The 24,326-nt window shown below is 41.3% G+C and carries 15 protein-coding genes; 12 read left to right on the top strand and 3 right to left on the bottom strand.

Features of this window, described 5'->3' with window-relative positions; genetic code table 11:
- The first annotated feature begins 42 nt into the window (after positions 1-42).
- Positions 43-2,739, top strand: a complete 2,697-nt coding sequence (locus tag AC6JAD_RS04710; protein WP_461302293.1) for a GEVED domain-containing protein — start codon at positions 43-45, stop codon at positions 2,737-2,739.
- A 253-nt stretch (positions 2,740-2,992) separates the two neighbouring features.
- Positions 2,993-5,950: a CARDB domain-containing protein gene (locus AC6JAD_RS04705; RefSeq protein ID WP_461302294.1), complete on the top strand. Its 2,958-nt coding sequence runs from the start codon at positions 2,993-2,995 to the stop codon at positions 5,948-5,950.
- A 58-nt stretch (positions 5,951-6,008) separates the two neighbouring features.
- On the opposite strand, the gene AC6JAD_RS04700 is transcribed toward AC6JAD_RS04705, so the two are convergent.
- Positions 6,009-9,425 carry a DUF8818 domain-containing protein gene (locus AC6JAD_RS04700; protein WP_461302295.1) on the bottom strand — a complete coding sequence of 1,139 codons (3,417 nt, stop codon included), beginning with the start codon at positions 9,423-9,425 and terminating at the stop codon, positions 6,009-6,011.
- A gap of 124 nt (positions 9,426-9,549) precedes the next feature.
- Between AC6JAD_RS04700 and AC6JAD_RS04695 the strand changes: the two genes are divergently transcribed.
- The 4 genes from AC6JAD_RS04695 to AC6JAD_RS04680 are packed head-to-tail and all read left to right on the top strand — an operon-like array spanning position 9,550 to position 12,178.
- Positions 9,550-10,314 carry an exodeoxyribonuclease III gene (locus AC6JAD_RS04695; protein WP_461302296.1) on the top strand — a complete coding sequence of 255 codons (765 nt, stop codon included), beginning with the start codon at positions 9,550-9,552 and terminating at the stop codon, positions 10,312-10,314.
- Positions 10,315-10,316: 2 nt separating this feature from the next.
- Entirely contained in the window at positions 10,317-10,688 is a 372-nt protein-coding gene (locus AC6JAD_RS04690) for a DUF2255 family protein (RefSeq protein ID WP_461302297.1), read from the top strand.
- Between the two features lie 3 nt (positions 10,689-10,691).
- Entirely contained in the window at positions 10,692-11,225 is a 534-nt protein-coding gene (locus AC6JAD_RS04685) for a hypothetical protein (RefSeq protein WP_461302298.1), read from the top strand.
- Entirely contained in the window at positions 11,222-12,178 is a 957-nt protein-coding gene (locus tag AC6JAD_RS04680; RefSeq protein WP_461302299.1) for an OmpA family protein, read from the top strand. Before AC6JAD_RS04685 ends, AC6JAD_RS04680 begins: the two co-directional genes overlap by 4 nt.
- Here AC6JAD_RS04680 and AC6JAD_RS04675 read toward each other — a convergent pair.
- Positions 12,173-12,907, bottom strand: coding sequence for a tetratricopeptide repeat protein (locus AC6JAD_RS04675; RefSeq protein ID WP_461302300.1), 735 nt, complete (start codon positions 12,905-12,907; stop codon positions 12,173-12,175). The two genes, AC6JAD_RS04680 and AC6JAD_RS04675, sit on opposite strands and share 6 nt — an antisense overlap.
- Positions 12,908-12,913: 6 nt before the next feature.
- Positions 12,914-13,498, bottom strand: a complete 585-nt coding sequence (locus tag AC6JAD_RS04670; protein ID WP_461302301.1) for an RNA polymerase sigma factor — start codon at positions 13,496-13,498, stop codon at positions 12,914-12,916.
- A gap of 130 nt (positions 13,499-13,628) precedes the next feature.
- Between AC6JAD_RS04670 and AC6JAD_RS04665 the strand changes: the two genes are divergently transcribed.
- The 6 genes from AC6JAD_RS04665 to AC6JAD_RS04640 all read left to right on the top strand — a co-directional run bounded on the left by AC6JAD_RS04665 (position 13,629) and on the right by AC6JAD_RS04640 (position 24,256).
- On the top strand, positions 13,629-15,518 hold the full coding sequence (locus AC6JAD_RS04665) for a T9SS type A sorting domain-containing protein (RefSeq protein ID WP_461302302.1): 1,890 nt from the start codon (positions 13,629-13,631) through the stop codon (positions 15,516-15,518).
- Between the two features lie 136 nt (positions 15,519-15,654).
- Positions 15,655-17,394: a T9SS type A sorting domain-containing protein gene (locus AC6JAD_RS04660; protein WP_497866064.1), complete on the top strand. Its 1,740-nt coding sequence runs from the start codon at positions 15,655-15,657 to the stop codon at positions 17,392-17,394.
- Between the two features lie 151 nt (positions 17,395-17,545).
- Positions 17,546-18,574 (top strand): hypothetical protein, encoded by a 1,029-nt coding sequence (locus tag AC6JAD_RS04655; RefSeq protein ID WP_461302304.1) that lies wholly within the window; start codon positions 17,546-17,548, stop codon positions 18,572-18,574.
- A 114-nt stretch (positions 18,575-18,688) separates the two neighbouring features.
- On the top strand, positions 18,689-19,684 hold the full coding sequence (locus tag AC6JAD_RS04650; RefSeq protein WP_461302305.1) for a hypothetical protein: 996 nt from the start codon (positions 18,689-18,691) through the stop codon (positions 19,682-19,684).
- 28 nt (positions 19,685-19,712) lie between these two features.
- Complete coding sequence (locus tag AC6JAD_RS04645; RefSeq protein ID WP_461302847.1) at positions 19,713-21,683, top strand: DUF7849 domain-containing protein; 1,971 nt, start codon at positions 19,713-19,715, stop codon at positions 21,681-21,683.
- Complete coding sequence (locus tag AC6JAD_RS04640) at positions 21,671-24,256, top strand: CHAT domain-containing protein (protein WP_461302306.1); 2,586 nt, start codon at positions 21,671-21,673, stop codon at positions 24,254-24,256. The genes AC6JAD_RS04645 and AC6JAD_RS04640 overlap by 13 nt, the downstream gene beginning before the upstream one ends.
- Positions 24,257-24,326 lie beyond the last annotated feature (70 nt).

Below are 24,326 nucleotides of genomic sequence, written 5' to 3'. Positions count from 1 at the left end.
ATAAGTACATTTACTTTATCAAAACCTAAAAAATTCCCTAAAATGAAAAAGATTTATGTACTCGCGATGCTACTACTGCTTTCCGGAGTAGGAGTATTTGCCCAACAAGTCCCCAATGTGGAGTCGCCGGCGACTTACCATTCAGAATCGGTATCTATGTATTATGTGGCGCCCCTAGCCTCAAGAACTTCCGATCTAATTCTTGCCGATACGAGTCCACGGCCTATTAAAGACAAACGTCATTTCGGAAACAAAGTAATTATCGGAAAGGACCCACAGCGCCAAAATGATTATTTGGCAAGCAACCCTGATCCAAAGACAGGAACTGTTCGCGTATCTCCCCCAAGTGTCGTGTTCGATGCCTATAACACAGGTGGGTCTCCTTCCGATCCAGCTATTGCAATTGGTCCTAACCATGTATTTGTGGTTTTTAACACGGGATTCATTATTTACGATAAAAATGGAAATCCCCTAACCGCTCAATTAGATGATAGCAATATATTTACCAATAATGATACCTGCTGTGATCTTACGGTATCCTACGATGCAGCTGCAGACAGATGGGTGTTAAGTGTACTATCGGCTACGGCAGCAGGAAATTCTTTTAGTGGTATTCAGGTAGCGGTATCCGATGGTGCAGACCCAGTAACCTCGGGCTGGAATAGCTATCAATTTAACATGAGTACCGACTACCAAAAACTTTCGGTTTGGAGCGATGCTTATTATATAGCAGCCAACAAGGGCGGAGCTGAAAAAATTCATGCGATAGAAAGGGATGCGATGTTAGCTGGAGCAGCTAGTGCTGGAATTCAAGGGTTCGATTTGCCAGGGATCCAGACAGGTCCTGGAGGATTCTTTGCACCGCAGGCATTTAATGTAGCCGATGACAATTATCCTGCCACTGGAGCGGCCCCATTTGTATTTATGCAAGATGACGCCTTCGGAGGAATCAGTGATGACCATATTAAACTTTGGACCGTAGATATAGACTGGACTACTCCTGGGAACTCTACTGTTTCGGCAGCTACTGAGTTTCCCGTCACACCTTTTATTGGTGTGTTCGATGGTGGAGGGTTTAGTAACCTCGATCAGCCAGGAGGCGGTGTGGCCATTGATGCGATTCAGCAAACCATTATGAATCAAGCCCAATTCAGGAAGTTCGCAACTCATAATTCTGCTGTTTTTTGCCATGTGGTCGATACAGATGGAGGCAGTGGTGAACTGGCAGGAATACGTTGGTATGAGTTTCGACAGGATGATGACGGCCAACCTTGGTCATTGTATCAGGAAGGAACTTATACTGCGCCAGACGGTAAACACGCTTGGATGGGTAGTTTAACCTTAGATTCCAACGGAAATATTGCTATGGGATATTCTGCTATGGCTGGTCCATCAACTCCAAATCCAACCGATTTTCGAGTGAGTTCTTATTATACGGGTCGTTTCGAAAGTGATCCTCTAGGAACCATGACGGTGATCGAAGAGAATATAGATATGGGGACTGCCAATATTGGAGGTTTCCGTTATGGAGATTATGGTAAAATTGATATAGATCCCTCGGCAGATGGCATGTTTTGGTATATCACCGAATACAGGAAAAGTGCTACTCATGGTGTTGTTGGAGCCTTTACCATAGAGCCTCCTGGGCCGGATGATATAGGTGTTATTGCAATAACGGAACCCAACGACGGGCTGCTTACTGCGAATGAAAATGTTACGGTAGATATAAGAAATTTCGGGAGCAATGATATTACAGATCCAGAGGTACAGTACACCGTGAACGGAGGAACTGCCGTTGTCGAAAACTATACAGGAACCATTTCTGCCGGGTCCATTGAATCTTATACCTTCACCAATCAGGCGGATTTGTCAGTTCCTGGCGATTATACCATAGTAGCGCAAACCAACCTTGCAGGCGATACCAATACGTCCAATGACGCCACTACCAAAATCGTAACCAATGGGATTTTGTACTGTGAACCAACTGCTATTCAAGGTTGTAATCTGGATGGTATAAAGAAGTTTATTTTAAATACGATCGATGCAGATGATGGAGGTGATGGATGTAACACAGAACCTGCGTCAAGTCCTGCTGGGTACGCAGATAGAACCGATCTGTCTACGGTGTTGAGCAATCAGGCTGGATCTAATGTATACACCTTACAGGCACAGCATAATTGGGATAGTGGTGCAGGGGTAGAAGCATTGTCTGTTTGGATTGACTTTGATGATAATGGAACCTTCGAACCAGTTGAGCAACTGATTGCGGGTGAGTTTTTCCAGAGTAATGACGTATTAGAGGATTTCACACTAACCATTCCAGTAGATGCACCTATAGGACTGCACAGATTAAGGGCAAAGGCTATAGATACTTCGGCAGATGGTGATGTGAATGATCCTTGTACTGATTTTGCTTACGGTGAAGTACAAGATTATACGGTTGATATTCAGTCCATTTTGGGAGTCAATGACCTTTCTATAGAAGCCGCTGAGCTATTGGTGGTTAACAAAGGAAATAGTCAGTTCGAAATCTCCTTGACGACTTCATACGATGCAGTGGGGTCCATTGGGGTGTACAACTTATTGGGTCAGCAATTGGCCTTTAATAATATTGAAAAAGAGGGGGATCGTTACGAATATCAATTAGATATGTCCTACGCCTCAAAAGGTGTTTATCTCATAAAAATGGGGAACCTTGGATTAAGAACGTTCAAGGCAGTAAAGATTGTAGTAGATTAGTAGTTAAATATGATTTTTTTGTGAGTTTGAAAAGAGCGGGTAAAGCCGCTCTTTTTTTTATGATGCATTTTAACGACCCGAATTATTACCTCTTATTTCCATCAAAACCTACTAAAACAATAGGAAAATAAATTGTAAACAACTGAAATTTAACTATTTAAACCTACTAAATAATTGGCTTAATTACTTGATATTTAAAGAAATGGTGGTATTTTTAAAGCCTCAGTAAAAATTTAACCAAAAACTTGTTGAAATGAAATTAACTTACGCATTACTGTCGTTTCTACTCCTTGCCAGTTTTGGAGCAGTAGCGCAGGAAAATCAGCCTGACGGTCCCTTCTATGTAGGGGAGATTACAAGGACTTATGTCCCGCCGATCAATCAGAGATTGTCCGAAATCCCAGATTGGGTGGACAATAATGAAGAAAAACAGGATGGTCGTGCTTCTCGTATAAAGGTAGTTCCTGGAAAGGATCCGCAAACCGAGAACGACTATTTCTCAAGAAATAAGCACCCGCTTACTTCTCGTATTCCAGGTCAACCACCAATCTTGGTGTTCGACGCTGCTGTATCCAGTTCACAACCAACCGATCCTTCTCTGGCAGTAGGACCCGATCATGTTTTGGTGGTGTTCAATACAGGATTTATAGTTTATGACAAAAATGGTGTAGCTCAATCTGGGCAAATGCCACCTAACCCATCAATTTTCCCAAGTGGAGGATGTTGTGACTTAACAGTTTCCTATGATCAAGCTGCGGAGCGTTGGGTTCTTAGTTTCTTAGGTGGTGGTGCACAGGTTGCTATCTCTGATGGAACAAGCACCGACCCGTTAGCTACAGGTTGGAACGTGTATAACATTCCACAAATTAATGACTACCAAAAACTGTCTCAGTGGAGTGATGGATACTACATTACAGATAACACTGGAAGTAGTAACAAGGTATGGGCAATGGATAGAGCAGCTATGATAGCTGGTGATCCAGCGGCTAGTATTCAAGGTTTTGACCTTCCAGGTATCGCCACTAGTGGATTTTATAGCCCACAGGCATTTAATGTTACAGATGATAACTTGCCAGCAGCAGGTGGTCTTCCAGTAGTATATCTTCAAGATGATGCATGGGGTGGTGTTACCACAGATCACGTAAAGCTTTGGACTATTGATGCAGACTTTACAGATCCTACGAATTCTACAGTTTCTGCTGCAACAGAACTTCCAACAACTCCTTTTATCTCTGTTTTTGATGGAGGAAGTTTCTCTAACCTTACTCAGCCAGGTGGTGGTATTGCTATTGATGCATTACAGGCAACCATTATGAACCAAGCGCAGTTTAGAAAATTTGGTTCGCACAACTCTGCAATTTTCAACTTTGTTATCGATGTTGATGCATCCAGTGGTGAGAAAGCAGCTGTACGCTGGTATGAATTGCGTCAATCTGGCGATGGAATGCCATGGAGTGTTTTCCAAGAAGGAACGTATGAAGCTCCTGATACACCAACCGGTGGTGAAAAGCACGCTTGGCATGCAAGTATGATGATGGACGTACAGGGTAATATTGGTATGGGATATAGTTCCATGACAGTAGATCCAGGAGATCCTAACCCGATTCAGGTGAGTTCTTACTATACGGGTCGTTTCTCTGCAGATCCTGCAGGTACGATGACCATCGCAGAAGAGTTAATCCGTAATGGTGATGCCAACATTCCAGGATTACGTTACGGGGACTACAGTAAGATTGATATTGATCCAGCCGATGATAAAACATTCTGGTTCATCAATGAATATATGAGTCCAGAGCCAGGTACTTCCAGAGCAGATGTTGTTGGGGTATTTAAAATTGCTCCAGACTTCAACGTAGATGTTGGAGCTGTTAGTATTGATGCTCCAAACGATGGTGCTTTAACAGCAACTGAGCAAGTAGACGTAACTATCTTTAACTTCGGACAGTTGGATCAGTCAAATATTGATTTGGAACTGTATCTAGATGGAAACTTAATAGCTACTGAAGTTTTTGCTGGACCATTGGTTGCAACTACAAGTGCTCCTTACACATTTACAGCTACTTTAGATCTATCTACAGAAGGACAGACCTATGAGATCGAAGTTCGCACGAACTTAGGTGGAGATGAAGATACTAACAATGACGGTGTGACTAAGATGGTTACTCACGTATTGGCTAATGATATAGGTGCCATAGAAATTACAGCTCCTAGTACAGGGGAAGGATTAGGGAATGAAGATGTTACCATTACTATCGAAAACTTTGGTACTGCAGAGCAGACTAATTTCGATGTTTCTTACTCTGTAGATGGTGGTACACCTGTTGTGGAAACAGTAGCAGGGCCTCTTGCTTCTGGCGCAACGATCTCTTACACCTTTGCACAGCAAGCAGATCTTTCAACTCCAGGGGCTTCTTACATTATTGAAGCTTCTTCGGAATTAGGTTCAGATGGTGATGCATCTAACAATAGTGTTACAAAAGGTGTTACGCACTTGGTTTGTTCTAGTTTAACTAACGATACAGATCAGCCAGTAGGACCAGATGCAGGAACCACTACCATATCTACGATTACAATTACAGACGATTTTACAATCAATGATGTAAATGTGAACCTTAATATAGATCACACTTGGGTAGGAGATTTAGATATTCAACTAATCCACCCAGATAACACGACTTCTGTAACTATTATTGATAGAGTTTGTGGTAACTGTCAGAACTTTACCGATACTACCTTAGATGATGAAGCGACCGACCCAATTGCGGGAGGAACACCTCCATTTACAGGTTCGTTCCAGCCAAGTGAGCCATTATCCGCTTTCGATGGTCTATCTTCTATCGGAGATTGGACATTGGTAATTACCGATAATGCAAACCAAGATGGTGGTACGCTACTAGACTGGAGCCTTAACTTATGTGAAGGTCAAACTGCTGGTGTTGGAGAGGAGTTTGCCAATAATGGTGAGCTTGTAGTATTGGATCAAGGAAATGACCAGTACAAAGTGTTGTTGCCAACAACTACAGTAACTGAAAGATTAGAATTCAGCGTATTGAACATGAGAGGTCAAATTTTGGCATCTTACCGTTTGGACAACGAAGACGGAACAGGTTATGAATATGACCTAGATATGTCTTACGTTCCAGCTGGAGTTTACATCGTTAGAATTGGAGACAAAAACTTTGGTGGTGTGAAGAGAATTATCGTAAGATAAGTTTCAGCATACACCAATTAGAATATAAGAGCGGGCCTAAAGTCCGCTCTTTTTTTGTTTAGAAATAGGCCCGTAATTGAATGGTCCCTGTATGAATGGTACTTGAGGATTCACTCTTTCTTCCAAAGTAGGAGAGATTAGCATCTAAGTACTTCGTAATGCGCTTCTGAAACAGTAAATTCCATGTAAAATTGGTTCCTGGTTGTAACCCTTCTAGCATGGTATAGGCAACAGGCGAAAAAGAACTCCCAGTAAATGCATTATCTATATAATTGAATTCCCCAGAAATCGAAATTTTCTGAACGTTGTTATACGCAAAGGAAACCCCCATTTTTTGTTGTTCCAAAGTCTCCATGTCCCCTAAAGCATTTTCTTTGTTCAGGAATTGGTAGAAGACGTCAAATCGTGTTTGCCTATTCAATAGGTACGATAACTTGGGGTTTAAGGAATAGGTGTCCAAATCGAAATTTCGATTTTCGAAATTCTCGGAGCGACTGTCAGAATTACCAATGGAACTTTTCAGGTTTACCAACCAAAAATCTTTGAATTTATGATTGAAATTAAATTGATGGCTCTCTAATGTGTTCTCTTGAAGGCCCAATGATATGAGATTACTCGCAGAACTGGAGATATAGGTGTAGCTAGTCGTGTAGTTCTGTTTCCCCCTATTAAAGAAAAGGGCGTTTCTAAAATTTAAGGTAAGCCCAAGCTGTCCGTCCCCACCATCCTTAAACGGGTTAATATCGGAGAGATCATTGGTGCGCACCACTTTTCTATCGATTACATAACTCGTTTGATTATAAAAATGAGAGAAGAATTTCTTGAGTCCCGATTCGTTTTGCCATGACCGCGGATTTAAAGTAACGATTTGGCTTAATTTATTATTTCTAATTCGCACGAAAACTTGATTGGGTAAGAGTACGCGAACATATTCTGCTTGATCCTGAAATTGGGCGATTTCAAATTCATTAAGTTCCTGAACACCATTGTCATTATAATCGATCCAAGTAAATGTTCCCTGTCCCGGTTCCACCTGTACATATGTGAATTCCTGTTGGGGGATTACCCCACTATTCGATTCCAAAGCTGTATTTAATCGAACAGCTCCTTTCCATAAATTCTGTGAATAAAGGATTCGGGCATTAAGTGTGTTTTCATCTTCCTGTGTTTCATCTTCGTTCTCAAGAATCCTATAACTCCCAAAGATTGATAATTGGGTGTTCTTGTTCTGAATGAGCCGAGCATTGGCAATATAATCATGGGAGGTGCTTACACGCGTCACGATATTGTCCTTAAGACTATCATTAACCCTATAACGATAACCAATTTGCCCATACACTTTGGTGCTGTCACCCACTCCCGTGTAGACTTCGTAAGAAGAGAAACGCTGGCTAAGAGGTGTAAGGCTATCATTGGCAATGGCCTTTACTTCATTATCTTCAGCATTGTATTTCGCACCCACCCACGCCTTTTCCAAAGAATAGGCCGCATTTACCTGTGCACGACCAAACTTGGATTCTAACACTTCTCCTTTACTGTCCAAATAACTTCCATTCAATAATAATTGAAGTTTGTTCCAGCGCGTTATCGAAGATAGCACATGACGTGTTCCAGTAAAGTTTTCAGAATAATCTAAATTTTGAAATTCATAGTGTCCACCCCCATATTTTGGGTGCGAAAGTTCTACCCCCGAAGTAACGAATCGTTGATTTCCCAAGGGGTTTTCTAAGTTCCAGTCCCTGTTAAATTCAATATTGTACAGGCGTTCAATCGTTCTAAAATCCTCGTGAAGATAGTCCAGGGAAGCAAAGGCATTTACCAAAAGGGTGTCTTGGGTAGTCCATAGCCGTTGCTTGGCTTTAATATGCCCTCCAAAGCCCTCATTGTTATCATTGTCAATAGTTGAAAATAAGTTTAGGTCATTAATACTTCCGGTGAGTTCAAAGTCAACAGATGTTTTTTCGGTAGGACGGTAACTTCCAAACACTCCACCCAATTGTAATTTTTCGGGGGCATTCAGGCGAATGATAGGCTCATAGTTTCCCTGAGGAACACCATTTATGGGTTCCACAAATTCAAAGATTCGCGAGATAGCGCTCTCATCGCTTATGATATAGTTCCCCAGATTGTCTCCAACTAGGCTAAACCGAACATTGAATAGTTCATCTTCAGGATCATTGGAGAACACAAAAATCTCAGTGCCATTAAGATCTTCCTTTTTATAAAGGATTTTATTTTCTGAAAATGTATCCGGAACTGCGCTTGGGGCATTCATCAAGTCCGTATTGTCACCGGCATCAGAAAGGATACCCACCTGTTCTTCGGTGAGGCTCTGTTGCAATGGCTGATTTTTGGCATCACTTTCAGAATACACATAAGCGCCCACTTTAAAGGTGTCCGCTTCGTATTCACCACCGCCATAACCTATAAACCTGGTATAACTCTGATCTGTAAATTGATACTCTACCGTAATCCTCATATTAGCATTAATAGGATAGGTGGGGTTAAACTTGATCTCGCCCGCATTGTAATCGATAAGATAATCTTCGTTTTCACCACGCTTTAATAAAAGACCATTTACATAGACCCGCTCACTTCCCGAAACGATTAAGATGAATAACTCCCCGTTGGGTCCCACTAATTTATAAGGCCCTTGATTGCCTTCCTGGCCTTGAAATTGACTGCGTTGAAACACACCACGAACCAGTGCACCAGAGGCAAAGGCAGAAGTTTTTGTCCCATCTTTATGGTCGAAGGTACCGCCGAGGGAAATACCCTGCACTTTTTTCGTAAAACGCGCAAAGTAAGAGGTGTTGTTCTGAAGATCGACATCTCCTGCACGAATGTTCCATTTGTCACCGTACAATTCGATAAAGATTTGGTCGAATTCGTCCAAGCTCTGCGAATAGCCACCTTCCTGTGTGGGGATATTGGCATCTTGAATAGAGGCCCGTATACTTATTTTATCGTTTAGCTTACCGGTAATCTGAAGGTCCAACTCGCTATTTACCACAGCATTCTGATTATTCCCTATGGTAACCCCTCGCGTAATACTTCCTAGGGTATTTAATCCTGCAAATGGCGAATTGGTAATAGTTCGGTTGCTTTGTCCCAGGGTGTAGAGTTTATTGAGGGCATCACTGTTTTCCGATATAATCTTCGGATCCAAAATAAAGTAATCCCTCGTCAGAAAAGAAGGGTATTCCAAGTAATTGATGGTAATGGAATCGTTCTGAATTATAGCTTCTTTGGGAAATACAACCCAGCCTTTTTCATAATTTACCTGATAGGAAATACTGTCTATGGCTTCTCCCATTTTATTCTGAACAGAGAATTCCGCTGGATTAATTCCGGCTTTGTTTAGGTAGATAGTATCCTTTATGGCAAGTTTTTTCGAACGGTAATTGGAAAGGGTGTCCTGAGCATGACCCACTAGGCCAAAACAAAACAAAAAAACACAGAGATACCATTTCATACGTACTACAACTTACCCGCAGGGTTTTTATTTTGTTGATTGTTTTGTGAAAACCTTTCTTGGGAGCCTATCTGTAAATATACATTGTTATTTATTTTAGCCTTACTAGTAACAGTATCAGATTATGAAAATAATATCCTATAACGTTAACGGTATTCGGGCGGCCATGAGAAAAGGATTTGTAGAATGGATGCAAAGTGCAGATCCCGATGTTATTTGCATACAGGAAACCAAGGCAAATATGGATCAGGTCGAGGTATCAGAGATTGAAGCTGCAGGTTATCCCTATCACTATTGGTTTAGCGCAGAGAAGAAAGGGTACAGTGGTGTAGCGATTTTTTGCAAACAAGAACCTAAGCATGTGGAATATGGAACGGGAATAGCTTCCATGGATTTTGAAGGAAGAAATATTCGTGTAGATTATGATCATGTTTCCATTATGAGTCTATACCTGCCAAGTGGAACTAATTTGGCCCGATTGGAACACAAATTAGAGTACATGGATCTTTTTCAGGAGTATGTAAATAAACTGAAAACGTCCATTCCTAATCTGGTCATATGTGGTGATTATAACATATGTCATGAGGCGATCGATATTCATGATCCTGTCCGAAACAAAAATGTATCTGGATTCCTACCAGTGGAGCGCGAATGGATTGGTAATTTCATGGATAGTGGATTTATAGACTCTTTTAGGCATTTCAATAAAGAACCGCACAATTATACATGGTGGAGCTATCGGGCCAACTCTAGGGCCAACAACAAAGGGTGGCGTATCGATTATAATATGGTGGCACAGCCTTTGCAAGAAAACCTAAAACGGGCCGTTATACTATCCGAAGCACACCATAGCGACCATTGTCCGCATATGGTGGAATTAGAATGGTAAGGATGCATTTCCCAGAAGAACTATACACCTACCTAGATTCGCATACTTTAATAGAAATTAAAGGAGGGCGGCAACGCGAGACATTTTTGGAAATATGGATGGTAGAGGTACATGGGAGGCTTTTTTCGCGCAGTTGGAACAAAAGTGAGAAAAGCTGGTTTACGGAGTTTGAAAAAAGCGGTATAGGCCAAATTAAATATGGAGATCAAATTATCGATGTAAAGGGCAAAAAAGTATCTCCAATCGATGATGTTCATACGTTAATTAATGAGGCCTACCTTTCGAAGTACAACCAGAGTGTAAACCTTGCGTATGCTGAAGGAATAACAAAAAAGGAATACGTCAATTTCACTATGGAGTTCACACCAAAGTAATGCATGATTAGGATTTTAACTATATCTATAATAGGATTTGGTTTGGCAATGATTGTTGGGTCCCTGATTCTATGGTTTACGAAGAAATCAGGCACTAAGGCTTTTATAGAAGAATGTATGACTATTGGTATGACGATTATCCGTTGGGGTGGTTTGGCATTGGTTGTTTACAGCGCATTTATTTATGTAATTCATCCCGAATATAGCTTTGTAAGTAGAGCAACGGGACCCTATGCTGCCGCCTATTGGATCATGATGATTGGGATTACAATTTTGCCCCATTTATATTGGATTGGAAAAATGCGACGCCCACCTTTCAGGTTGCTAATAGCTATTGGACTACTCCTAACATCAGGGGCATTTATAGAAGAATGGGTAATTGCAGTTACGGGCATTCATAGAGACTATGGTAATTCTGGAATTGTATTCAGCTTCTTACTGAAATCCTTTATACGAATGCTGCTTTTCATAGGTGTAGTAGTGATCATAAGAGATTTAAAAAATAAGATTAATAAAACCCCAAAACCTAAACTATGAGCATAAGAAATATCCTAATGGGAATGGCAGTACTACTTTTGGCCTCTTCCTGTGTGTCTTCCAAATTATATGAAGACCTCAAAACCCAAAATGAAGCCCTCAAAGCAGAAAACAAAGCCCTAATGGCGCAATTAGATGGCCAAGGAGGAAATGGGGAGACCTATTCTATAGCGAAGTTGAAAAAGGAGCTAGAACGTATAAAGGCCGAGAAAATACAGGCAGAAATGGAGTTGGCTGCTGCCAAGAATAACTACGATCGCATGAAAGAATCCTATGACGCGCTAGAAGCCAACAGTTCGTCGGCATTGACCGAAAATTTGGAGCGAAACAGAAAACTTCTGGAAGAATTGGAAGCTAAGGAAAAAGCGCTCATGGCCGAGGAGCAGCGCTTGTCATATATTCAAGGGCAGCTTAAGGAACGATCGGATCGTGTAGATGAATTGGAGTCTATCATTGCGGCCAAAGATGCAAAAATGCGGGCCCTTAAGAATGCCATTTCCGATGCCTTAACGAATTTTGAAGGTAATGGTCTAACAGTAGAACAACGAGACGGTAAGGTGTATGTCTCCATGGAAAACAAGCTGCTTTTTGATAGCGGAAGCTGGGCTGTAAATACGAGAGGAAGTGAGGCCGTAACCGCTTTGGGAAGAGTATTGGCCGAGAATACTGAAATTGCGGTGTTAATAGAGGGGCATACCGATAACGTTCCTTATGGAGGTAGTGGAAATATAAAGGACAACTGGGACTTATCGACCAAAAGAGCCACAGCCATTGTGAACATCCTTACTAAGAACAGCGGAATCCCAAAAGATAACCTAACGGCTGCTGGTCGAGGAGAATTTGCACCAGTGGCATCTAATAGTACCTCCGAAGGACGTTCCAAAAACCGAAGGATAGAAGTAATTCTTACACCAAAGCTCGATGAGATCACTCGCTTACTGAACGAACTATAGTTTCTTCAGGATACGTTGCGCATCCTTGTATTCGGATGTTGTTTCCGGAATCGTTTTAAGAAGGGCTTTAGCTCCTTCTATATTATTCCTTTTCCAAAGACTAATCGCCTTGTAGAAGGCGGCCTTGTGTTGGTATAGGGAAGTGCCCTCATGTAAACGCTCGAATAGGTTATCTGCCTCCGTATATTGAGCCAATGCATCATGTGATAAAGCTTTGTAAAACAAGAGCTCCGAGTTTTCAGGATCACTTTCAAGCAAGCGGCCTAAATGGGAAATAGCTTCATTATAGTTCCCTGAATTAAAGGAGATTTCGGTCTGTTTTAAAACATCGGTATCGCCACTCCGCTCGGTCAATAGTATTTGTTCAGAGAATTGATAATCCCCCGGCGCTATAGACCCTGTATTCTGAATAACGAAAAAGCCAATAAGCAAAGCGATGGATGCGGCAATTCCATATTGCCATGGTTTAAACCGAATAACTTTTGGAGACTTCTCTTCCAAAGTACTTTCTTCGAAATAGGCCGTTCCAATTTCCTCCAGCTGGGTTTTAAAATCTGAGCGTTCCTTTGAGAACTCGTGGGATAAATGGTTTCTTACTTCCTGATAGGTTTTGAATTGACTTGAGAATTCATCGTCTTCTTCAAGCTGTTTTTCAAAAGCAGACCGTTCGGCTTCAGAAAGGAGTCCGTCCAGATAATTTTCAAACAATAAGGTGGTCGCTTCGTCCATGGGGTTCTAAATTTCTTTTAATTGTTTGTACACTTTAGATTCTTGTGCCCATTTTGTTAGCTGACCTATGCAAAGGGATTTTTTCTTGCGGGCATACGCATATGAAATGTTAAGCTGTGTGGCTATTTCTTCCATAGAAAAACTCCCAAAGGACAGTTGTAAAATTTCTTTACAAGTATCTCCTAGTTTTTGAAACAGTTCCTTGAACAGTTGCATCTTGGTGTCGTATTGCTCGGTTTCCGATACCTGTTCTTCCAGGGTTTCAGAACTAAATCCAGCATACGGGTCATTTGTTACCTGTTCCTTTGAGTTTTTTTTCAGACGGGTTAGCCATTTCCGCTTACAAATCATGAAGAAGTACGCGTCGAATGGACAGGTAAGCTTTAGGTTTTTGGTTTTGGCTTGATCGTAAATAATCAACAAGACCTCTTGAATAAGATCTTTAGCGGCAGCTTCATCTCCACTATTCTGCTTTACATATCCTACCACCTTAGGAGCGAATTTGGTATAGATTTCTTGAATGCGTTTGCTGTCGTTATGTAGCAATGCATCAATATATTTTTGGTCATTGTGAACCCCGTTTTGCCCCATAAACACTGAAAAAGATGACTAAAGTTAAAAAATATTTCAACAGCAGGGGTAACAGGAGGTATAAGGGTTGGATATAGGGTTGTAAAAACAGTGATGTACACTGTACACGTAAACCTTAATTTTTTAGATTATGAAAACCAAAAATTATTTTTTCTTACTCTTATGTCTCTTCAGCATTGCTTTTGCAACTGCTCAGGATGAGATATGTACCGATTTTGAAAGTGGTTCGACCGAAGGATGGACCAACTTATTTTCAGTCCTAAGCATTTCCAGTCCAGCATTGGACGGAACCAACTACCTGAGGGTTAGGGATGATTCGGGAGCCTCTTGGACTTACAATGACTCTTCGTATCCCACAAATTTCGAACAACATCTGGGGAGTTGTTTGTGTTTTGATTACAAGGTATTTAACGATGCCACCTCTGGTACGCCAACCTTAAACCCTAAGATTACTATCTATCAGGGCGCGAATCCAAATTCATACAGTTTAAGGGCCACATTTATATCTACCATCACCATTACTGAAGACAGTGATTGGGTCCATGTATGTGCTCCAATAGAAATGGCTACTGGAGGCGTTATGCCTAGCAATGCCGATGGAGCATGGGTAATGAGTGGCGGAGCCACCCCGGCAGATTGGAATACATTATTAGGGAATGTGTCTGGCTTGTCTTTTTGGGTAGACGTGGCAGGGTCTGGCGCCCAAAGCGAAGTAATTGGTGTAGATAACATTTGCATTCAAGAGTGTGATAATGACGAGCCACCAACAAACGAAGGCGCGTATTGTTGTGATGATGAGAACCTCGTAATGAATGGAAATTTTGAAGCAGGCGATACAGGATTTTCAAGTGGGTACGTGCAGAACGCTGCAACCTATCCAGGCGAATATGATGTGACAAATTCTGCTGCAAACTTTGGAGCCACCGTTACCGATCACTCTTTTTGTGAGGACCCAATTTCGTACCCATCAAATGATCTGTATATGACAGTTAATGGACGTACGCAACAAACAAGTACAGCTATTGTTTGGGAACAAACCATAAATGGTTTGGAAGAAGGAGAACGCTATAAATTTTGCGCTAACTTTAAGAACATGCCACAATGTACTTTCGATATTTTACCTGTGGTATTCATGAATGCAGGAACGACTTCTTCGGGCCCGCAAACTATTAATACCGTGACAAGCGATCCCTGTAATTGGCAGAATGTTGAAATAACATTTACCGCAACGGGCCCTTCCCAAAGTGTTAGGATCTTGTTGGATGAAGGGGGAAATGGCGACGGAAATGACGTGGCTATAGACGATATCTATGTAGGAAAGCTAACAGACCCAAATCTGCAGATTACAGTACAACATGACGGTACAACCAACCAGATTACGGGCTCTTTGAATACTATAAGTACCACCGATGACAATCTTCATGGAGCAGAATGCGAATACTACTGGTTCGTTGCCGAAAGCTCAGGGTTCCCTGTAAGTGTTGTGTGGAGCACATTTGCCTATGGCAATGGAAGTGGGAGCCAATTGCCCCCATTTGCATCGACCCCAGGACCTAGCTGGGGCTTAACTACCATGTTCCCTGGATATGTGTTTGCTGATGAAACACTATATGTGGTTGGAATGTATACACCCGAATGTGGATGTTACGATGAAGGATTTACCTATCAGCTCACCTATAATGGAAGGGGAGGAATGAGCGAAGAAACCAAACAGGATATTATCGATGCTATTCTGAATGGTTTGGAAGGAGACTTGCAGGACAGTCCAATTGAATTACAATCTACTACGTTGATGTTGTTTCCTAACCCAGTTGGTGATGAGTTCCAGATTAAATTAACCGGGGCAGGTATCGAAGAAGTTGAGGTACTGGATTTAAGTGGAAAAATGGTCTTGAATGAAAGATTAATGGGGAATACGACAGAAACGATTCAGGCAGCCTCATTGCCTACTGGAATCTATTTTGTACGCGTAAAAGACTCAAATAATATAGTTCATAAGACTAAATTGATAAAGCGTTAAGTATTGATTTTACTGCGATAGAACCCTTCGGAATGTATTTCTGAAGGGTTTTTTTGCTTTTTTTCTGAATCAAGGGGTAACAAAATTGAAAGGGGAAGATATAAGGTTGAATATTAAAAACTAAAATCTTTCAATTATGAAAACTAAATTACTTCTTTCAATCCTTACATTTTTAACGACCCTTTACATGGCGGCACAATACCAAACCAATGTGAGTGCTCCCAACGAACATTACCATGACCTTAATCAAACCATTATCAACGATGGATCCGATGACATTATGGTAGCTTCCAATCTTTTCGATCCTACAATGACTACACAAGTAATTTCATTAAAGCGAATTAATCAAAATGGATTAGTAGTGTGGGCAAGAAAATACGATGCCCTTCCACTAGTAAATGCCAGGATTTTTGATATCGAAAATCGATTCGACCTAGTATACATTACAGGTTCTGTAGATGTTTCTGGAATAAAAAGAGTCTTCATTGCCGAAATTGAGGCCGCCACCGGTGTTGTGCTGAATACACAATACTACGATATCGTGTCCCCAAATTTTAATTCAAGAGGACTACATATTGCGTACACTGAAAGTGATGCCGATGGTGATGGAACAGCAGATCCAGGATTTGTCGTATCAGGATTCTTTAGCGATTGTTATAATCTGGATACTACATGTAATGCCAATATTGGCTTTGTGCTTCGCACAGATGCAGGTTTAAACTTCATTTGGGCTACCGAGGTGGATACAGGAGTTCCTGCCACGGCAGATTACGACTTTGTAAATCGAGTAACTGAGACTTCTGATGGCTACTTCCTTACTGGAAGTGCTACCGGGCTTAATGCAGCGGGTTTTACCCAACAAGGGGTGTTGGCTCACAAGATCGATTTTATGGGCACCCAAGTTTGGGATAATAGCTACATTTTTGGGAATTCTCAAGATGTAAGTGTAGATGCCTATTATGATGCTGGTACAAATGAGATCTATGCATTGGTGAACTATTCTGTTTCCCACTATTTTGGGATAACCGTTTTTAATAATACTACAGGGGTAATAGACTTTACAAAGTCTTGGTATGGTAGTGCAAGTGATCTAGATCGCTATGGTTTCAGTATTATGGAATCCCTAACTAGTCCTAATAACTTCGTTATTGCGGGTTATGATCGCGATGAAAACTGGACCGCAGGAGGCACCTCCTTTTTCGGACAAAGCAATGTGTTTGTCTATGAGTTTGACAAGGCCACGGGCAACCCAGTTGGATTGAACTATCAGTATTTGGTGCCGCATACAGAACCTATCGGAGACGAGTTCAATTTTTGGAACGGACAAATGCCATTGATCTACTATCCCGAGATGAGTTTCGTACACCGCAATGCCACCGGTACTGTAAGCGATTACTTCCATGTGGGTTACAGAAGAAATACAAGTGCGAGCTTTACTGCTGCCGAACTATATAAAACCGACTTCAATAAGCGGAATCAATGTCAGGACCTTTTATTGAACATTACACCCGTTGGGATAAGCACTTTTACCATCCAGGTAAGTTCTGCGGTAGTTCCCGTATTTACTTCGCCATTGGCCCTCAACATGAACGGGTATAACTATAATGAAGACCTTTGCGATCCCACCCTGTCATCGGGGAACCAGGAAGTTGAAATGGGAGTTATTTTCCCTAACCCCGTAAGCGATACATTATTTACAACGTTCCAAGGAGCGAATAACTATGTCATCTTTGATGCCCTAGGAAGAAAGGTAGTTCAAGGAACCATCGATGCCTCTAAGGCAATTCCAGTGGAAAGCCTTAATTCGGGTATGTATTTCGTCTCGATTTCCAATGATAGTAGGCAGGATCAGACCTTCAAGTTTATTAAGAATTAGCCGTTAAAATCAGCTGGCTAACCTAGGTTCCGTATCACTTTTGTAAGTGTGCGGGACCTTCTTTTTTTCAGGAAGACTAACTTTTTTCACAAAAGGGGGTAACAATTTGTTTTCTGTTAGATATAAAGGTGTAAACACTAAAACAAGAATTATGAAAACCTTACAAATGAACCACACAGCCCCAACCAATTTATTAAAAAGAACAATGATGAGTGCCCTTGCTGTAAGTGCATTATGTCTTACACTGCTTAGTTGCGATATTTCGGATGACAGTGATACCGGAAATGTAAATATTCCACTTGAGATAGATGGAACCGAGCACATGGACGATATCCAAAACAATCGTGAGGAAGCACTGCAAGATTTTACAATCGATGGTGCTTTAGGAGGGACAGTTGTCGGTGTCAAAGGAACCAATGTAATTTTTGGTCCAAATGCCTTTCAGGATGCCAATGGAAGTCCTATATCCGGTAATGTAAATGTCGAATTGTTGGAAGTCTATGGTAAAGGGGATATGGCTCTAAAACGCGTGGCGACCAATGGCAAGAATGATAATGGCGATATCGAAGCACTTCTTTCTGGTGGTGAATTCTTTGTGCGTGCCGACCAGAATGGCGAGGAAGTATTTCCCGCAACTCCATTTCAGGTGTTCGTGCCAAGTAATGATTTTGATCCCAACATGAAATTATTCTCGGCCGAAGGAGGATGTGATACCTTAGATTGTGATGTTGTATGGGAAGAAGACGAGGATCAATTAATGCAGGGAGAAGGAATGGGGCCAGACGGCACCTATGTGGTTGGATATTCAGGATTTCGTGAGGAATTCGGCTGGACCAATCTTGACAAATGGTATTCGTATGCAGGGCCAAAAACCATGATGTACGTTGAGGCTCCAGAAGGATACAATGAAACCAATTGCAGTGTATTTCTCTCCTATGATGGAGAACCGGGTCTCGCCCTGTTGGATATTTATGATGCAGAACAAGGACTATTTACCGAGCACTATGGTCAAATCCCCGTAGGATTGGAAGTACATATTATTTTCATGTCCAAGCAAAATGGGGCATATGTATATGCCATTCAATCTGCAGTAATTGGAGAAGACCACATTGAAGTAATTGGAACGACACAAACAGCTACCGAAGCAGAACTTTTTGCCCTAATCGATGCACTTCCCTAGGATGTTGTTGGTTTGTTGATGGAGAGTCCCGGTGAGATCCTTTCTCACTGGGATGCCTCCATTTTAAACTGTCAATTCATTTTTTAGTAACTTTAAACAACTAAACTAACCGCCATGAAAACCAGTAACTTCACACGAATTCTTCTGGCATGCCTTATTCTGTTGTCTTGTTCCAGCGAAGGTGACGATAATTGTAATGTTGGGGCCATTCAAACTCCCAATGCTCAAGGACCTATAGATGGAGCAGCGTACCAGGCAAGCTTAATGGAATGTCGCTTGCCCAGGGTGCAAAATTTTAGGGCCTCAAATCTGTCAGGGGCTGAAATTCAAGCAGAACAAGGCACCCGTATTTTTGTAAATCCACAGACTTTTGAGCAAAACGGAATCTTTATAGATGGCGATGTGGATATAGCACTTATAGAAATGTATGAACCCGGGGAAATCATCGCCTGCCAGTTATCCACTAATGGGATAAATCTCAGTGGTACTATTGAACCCCTTTTTAGTGAAAGCATGTTCTATATCGATATTACTTATCAAGGAGCACCCGTTTCTTTTCTTCAACCTATCCGGGTATTTGTACCTTCCAACAACTTGGGGGAACAACAATTTCTATTTTATTCACCAACCTGTCCAGAATTGAATTGTACCGTTCTTTGGGAAGAGGAGATCACGACAGTGCCTGTATTTGAAAAACCTTATATAGATCCTTCCGGGGTCAAGATTTTTGGATACCAAACCATATTGCAAACCCTCGGATGGAAAAACATTGGTAGGTATAATTCGGATACTTCCCCCAGAACAATAGCCTATAACAAGGCACCCAATGGTTATAACAAAACCAACGGCAATGTTTTTTTGTGCTATAATACGGCAAGCACGGCAATAGGTTTATTCGATGCGTACGATGCTACTTTGGATGTATTCTCGGAGTCGTATGCCCAAATCCCTGTGGGAATTGCTACAGATGCGGTTTTTGTTACCGTTCAGAATAATGAATATGTGTATGCCACAAAAAGAGGAACAGTCACAACTGATTTTCTGATTACTACCTTGAATACCCAAACTGCGGACGAAACAGGATTTATTAACGCCATAAACGGTTTGTAGGATGAAAGCGAAACTTTGGATAATTGTCATGTGCGCTTGGGTACTGGTTTGGGGCGAAAAACTACAATCGCAAGAAGTACAGCAGGATACCCTAACCCGGAGTGCTCCCGTATTTTACGATGTGTTAGGTAATAGGGTAAATTTTAGGGCAGATATGCCACCCTTGAACCAAATAGCAGGAGCGCCAAAGGCATTTTATACCTACTATTGGGAGTTTGGTGATGGTGACTATAGCTTTAAGGAAAAACCCGAACATGCGTATAAAAAACCTGGTAATTACTCCGTAAAGTTATGGAGTACCAATAACTACGACAACGGAAAACCACCAGAAAGCAGGCCCGAGAAAGTATCGGTAAATTTTAATGTCGATGAACAGACGGATGTGGCCAGTACAGAGGATGGTTCGCCATTTACGGGGGAAGAAGATTTGTGGGTAAAGACCAATAGGGAGGCTCTTCCTGACCAAGAAGTCGTACTCATAACAAGTTATAAGAACACGAAGGATTATGTGACCAATGGAAAGCTATACCTTTTTTATAATGATACCCAGTTCAAGGATAACAACTTCGTTTTAGAGGATACCCGTATGCATCACGGAGAACAGATTTCCAATGAAATTTTGTTTGCCCATGCAAAAGAGCCAAACGATTCCAAAAGTTATTGGGCATCGGACGGAGATGAACTGGTGATTAAAAAAATGGCATTGCAGGATACTACAAAACGTACCATATTACCGGCCACCTTAGAAGAATCAAAGGAGAATTATCGAGAGTATCAAGTAATTGAATTTCAAGATATGCAGCCAGGAGAAGAACGCAATCTTTTCAGGACCCTGAAGACTACTCCGGAGATGTTGAAGGATACCAGTGCCATTGTAACATTGCGAAGTATTTATGTTCCAGATGAGAATTACGGAAATCATACGGTAAAGGATACAGAGTTGGAAATTGTGACCTCCCATGATCCCAATAAAATGTCGTCCAGCGGAACGATCATGAATTATCGTTGGATTCGAAACAAAAAAGTGAAATTTAAAGTTCGTTTTCAGAATGATGGGGAGGGCCCAGCCAATACCATTAGGTTAGAAGTGGATACGCCGGAAATGTTCGATAAATCCACATTGGAGGTGCTCGATATGTACCCCAAATGCCGAATTTGTCCAAAACAGGAAGTCAATTACTCCTGTTTGGATACCATTTTGGAAAAGGATAAAATCATTTTTACCTTTAAGAAAATATACCTCCCTGGAACGGCTCAAAAGGGAGTTACCGAAAAGGATTCTACCAAGGGATTTGTGCGTTACCGCATGAAATTTGGGAAAGACTTTCACAAAAAGAAAACACGCAGTAGAACCGCGATTTATTTTGACAAGAATGAACCCATTTTAACCAATTACAGTACCACACGATTTCTTCCCGGTATTTCCATTGGGGCCAAAGCAGGATATATTTTTAATCCCGATTTGGATAACAGCAAAGAGTATTTTGTAGGGGCCACTATTTCACCTTTCAAAAGTTATCGTGGCTATTTACAAGCCGAACTGATGTTTTCGGCCAAGTCATTCGATGATTTCAAGAATTTTGAAACCATCAACACCAATGATATTGGGATATCCGAAATTGTTCGATTCACAGAAGCCAATGAAGAGAAGGGGATTACTACCTATCTAGTGCCTATTTCCTATAGGTATAATTTGAATAATTTCCTGGCTGTTGGAGCTGGGGTTCAACTAAAATTAGATCTAAGCACCAACTGTATCTCCGAGACTACGGGGGAATTCTCGTTGAACATTCCGGGTGAAGGCGAAATACGTGATGAAACTAGGGATACCTTTCAACGGATAGAATGCGATGAAAGTTTCACCAATTTTCAAAGTGGGGTATTTGTTGGAGCAAATATAGGAGGTGCGCGTATTGGGCCAAGTGTGGGTGCCCGATATGTATTCAACTTCAATGAGCCTACTTCACAAGTTCAAGTCTACGGAATTTGGAAATTTTAAGGACCATAATTCTATATGTGGCGATAGGTCTCATTCCTTTTGTAGGATGCTCCCAAATTACTTCCGCTCAAGAGGCCTATAAACAATTAGATGCATTCTTGGAAACACCTTCCGAAGCAAATACCCTGGCATTTTTAGAGGTTGTTCGGGCATGGAATCCAACCAACAATGAAGATCGTTTGGCCAAGGTCGTTTCCCTTTGCAATTTGGGTTATAATCAGCAGCGGTATTTTCAATTTAAGGAAGCCATATATAGTTATGAGGAGGCAAAACGGTTGTTTCAACAGTATTCTTTGAAGGGGTTCAATATGATTGAATTCTGTTACAAGCCATTGGGCAATTTGTACACCAAGACCAATGCACTGTCCGAAGCCGAAAATATCATACGTGAATATATTTTGGAAGCACAGAGACAGGAGCGAAAAGAAGATGAGGCGTCTGGCTTGTTGAATCTATCCGTCGTTTTTCAGAATAAGGGAAATTACCATCAGGCAATTCAGATATTGAAACAAGGGATATTACTGGCACCTAATAATGATAAACTCGTATTGAATCTAGCCAACAATTACCTCAGTTTAGACGATATAACGACAGCCGAAAACATCATGAAGCCGGTAATGTTATCTAATGAAGTTCATGTGAATGCACTACAGTTATGGGCAAGTATTCAGTTGAAGAAAGGAGAACCCTTGAGGGCATTAGAAGTGCTGAAACAATGCGAACAGTATTATCAAAACTGGGTTGGATTATCCTTAAGGGAGTGGTTAAAGCTGAAATTGGCATTGGCTCAAACACAATGGATGCTGAAGAACGCCGAGGAAGCAAAAAAAAATCTGTTTCAACTGTATCGTGGACTCATCCCAGATTATTCCAGTAGTGATGGATTACCTTCAGAAAACAGGTTGTTTCCAGATAATACTTTGATTGATGCATTGGATCTTCATGCCGCCATATTTGCCTTTCAAAATCAGGAGCAACAGGCTTTGAAAGCGTATGACCTGGCTTTCAAAGTAACTGATATGATGGATGAGCCTTCGATGTTGCAACACACCAAATTATGGAAACAAAACGAGAATAAAATACGAACAGAGCGATGTTTGGATCTGTTGTATGGGCTCTATCAAAAGGATAAAAAAGCGACATGGTTAGAACGTGCCTTTTCCTTGGAACAGGGCACAAAGAGTCCAGTACTTCAGGAGGCAAGAAGGATACAGGAATTACTATTCGATAAAGAGGATTCCCTTGTGAACGCGTTACAAAGAAGCAAGCGAGCTTTGACGGAGCTAGAACTGAAATTAGAACAAATACGAAAGTTGGGGGTTCATGAGGCATCTACTTTTCAAAAAACACAGGAAGAATATAATAGCATTTTGCTTGAACAAAGAAGGGTATACACCGCCCTGAATTCTGTCTATCCCTTTTTAGGAAAAGGCAGCACCCTTACCGTAAAACAATTGATGGATCATTGCCGAAACAGGGAGGAAACTATAGTGAGCTATTTTATGGGGAAAGAGACACTCTATCAATTCATAGTGAATGAGAAGGGGATTGAAATGAATCGATTGAATTCAATTACTATAAATGTAATATTGCAATATATAAATAATTATATACTATACTTTGAAAATTCGAATCGAATAGCCAACGATCCTCAAGGCTTTGCCCAAGCGTCTTATGCGCTTTACAAGGCTATTCAATTACCCAGAACAGAGCGATTGGTAGTCATTCCGGATGGTTTACTTTCATTTGTGCCACTGGCAGCACTGCTCACCCAAGAAGTAGTTGGTTCTGAATTTGAAGGGATGCCTTGGCTACTAAATGAGACTCAGGTTACGTATGCTTTGTCCGTAGACAATTATTTGAATGCCGGAAACGAAATGAGGGAATCCAAGGTATTGGGTCTATTTCCGGTTTTCGCCGATACGCCAAGAGCGTTAGATTTTTCCCTGGAAGAGGCCAAGGGCATTCAAAAAAATTCGGATGCCACTATACTTATCAAGGAAGAGGCTACCGCAACTTCCTTTTTTGAGCAATCACCGGATTATTCGATATTGCATATTTCCACTCATGCAAGTGGAGGGTCATTTACCAATCCTGCCGTAATTGAATTGGCAGATAGGACGGTTAGTGTGGAAGAGTTGTATGGGTTCGAGTTTCGGAAGGATTTGGTCGTGCTTAGCGCATGTGAAACTGGAGTTGGTAAGGTAATTCGAGGAGAAGGGGTGCAAAATATGGCAAGGGCTTTTCAATATACCGGAACGGATAATGTGCTTTTTTCATTATGGAATGTAAATGATTATAGTACCGCACACATCATGCAGGATTTTTATAGGGAATTCGAAAATACAGGGTTGAAAGGACCGTCTTTGCATAGATCACAACTATCCTATTTAAAGGAATCCAATCTCGACAATACAAAGAAGTCACCCTATTATTGGGCTGCATTTGTGCATTATGGTGTTGTCGAAACCCCTAAAAGTAGAATGGGTTACTTGCTTTGGTTCCTTTTTGGTGCTATGGCGATAACAGCATTACTTTTTGTTTCCCGAAAATATGTCAAGAATAAACCGTAACGCTTAAAATGAGCCAAAATCCGTAACTTGCACCGAGTAGTTTTAATCCCTTTAAATGTAGCCCCAAATA

It is taken from the genome of Aureisphaera sp. (assembly GCF_059726885.1).
The sequence above is the reverse complement of the archived record's forward strand: the minus strand, read 5'-3'. Positions and strand labels throughout refer to the sequence as shown.

Bases quoted from the DNA above. Each gene is read 5' to 3' on its own strand.
- AC6JAD_RS04665 (WP_461302302.1), top strand. From the start codon at position 13,629: ATGAAAACCAAAAATTATTTTTTCTTACTCTTATGTCTCTTCAGCATT.
- AC6JAD_RS04655 (WP_461302304.1), top strand. From the start codon at position 17,546: ATGAAAACCTTACAAATGAACCACACAGCCCCAACCAATTTATTAAAA.
- AC6JAD_RS04695 (WP_461302296.1), top strand. From the start codon at position 9,550: ATGAAAATAATATCCTATAACGTTAACGGTATTCGGGCGGCCATGAGA.
- AC6JAD_RS04680 (WP_461302299.1), top strand. From the start codon at position 11,222: ATGAGCATAAGAAATATCCTAATGGGAATGGCAGTACTACTTTTGGCC.
- AC6JAD_RS04690 (WP_461302297.1), top strand. From the start codon at position 10,317: ATGCATTTCCCAGAAGAACTATACACCTACCTAGATTCGCATACTTTA.
- AC6JAD_RS04700 (WP_461302295.1), bottom strand. From the start codon at position 9,425: ATGAAATGGTATCTCTGTGTTTTTTTGTTTTGTTTTGGCCTAGTGGGT.
- AC6JAD_RS04710 (WP_461302293.1), top strand. From the start codon at position 43: ATGAAAAAGATTTATGTACTCGCGATGCTACTACTGCTTTCCGGAGTA.
- AC6JAD_RS04670 (WP_461302301.1), bottom strand. From the start codon at position 13,498: ATGGGGCAAAACGGGGTTCACAATGACCAAAAATATATTGATGCATTG.
- AC6JAD_RS04705 (WP_461302294.1), top strand. From the start codon at position 2,993: ATGAAATTAACTTACGCATTACTGTCGTTTCTACTCCTTGCCAGTTTT.
- AC6JAD_RS04675 (WP_461302300.1), bottom strand. From the start codon at position 12,907: ATGGACGAAGCGACCACCTTATTGTTTGAAAATTATCTGGACGGACTC.
- AC6JAD_RS04685 (WP_461302298.1), top strand. From the start codon at position 10,692: ATGATTAGGATTTTAACTATATCTATAATAGGATTTGGTTTGGCAATG.
- AC6JAD_RS04650 (WP_461302305.1), top strand. From the start codon at position 18,689: ATGAAAACCAGTAACTTCACACGAATTCTTCTGGCATGCCTTATTCTG.
- AC6JAD_RS04660 (WP_497866064.1), top strand. From the start codon at position 15,655: ATGAAAACTAAATTACTTCTTTCAATCCTTACATTTTTAACGACCCTT.
- AC6JAD_RS04645 (WP_461302847.1), top strand. From the start codon at position 19,713: ATGTGCGCTTGGGTACTGGTTTGGGGCGAAAAACTACAATCGCAAGAA.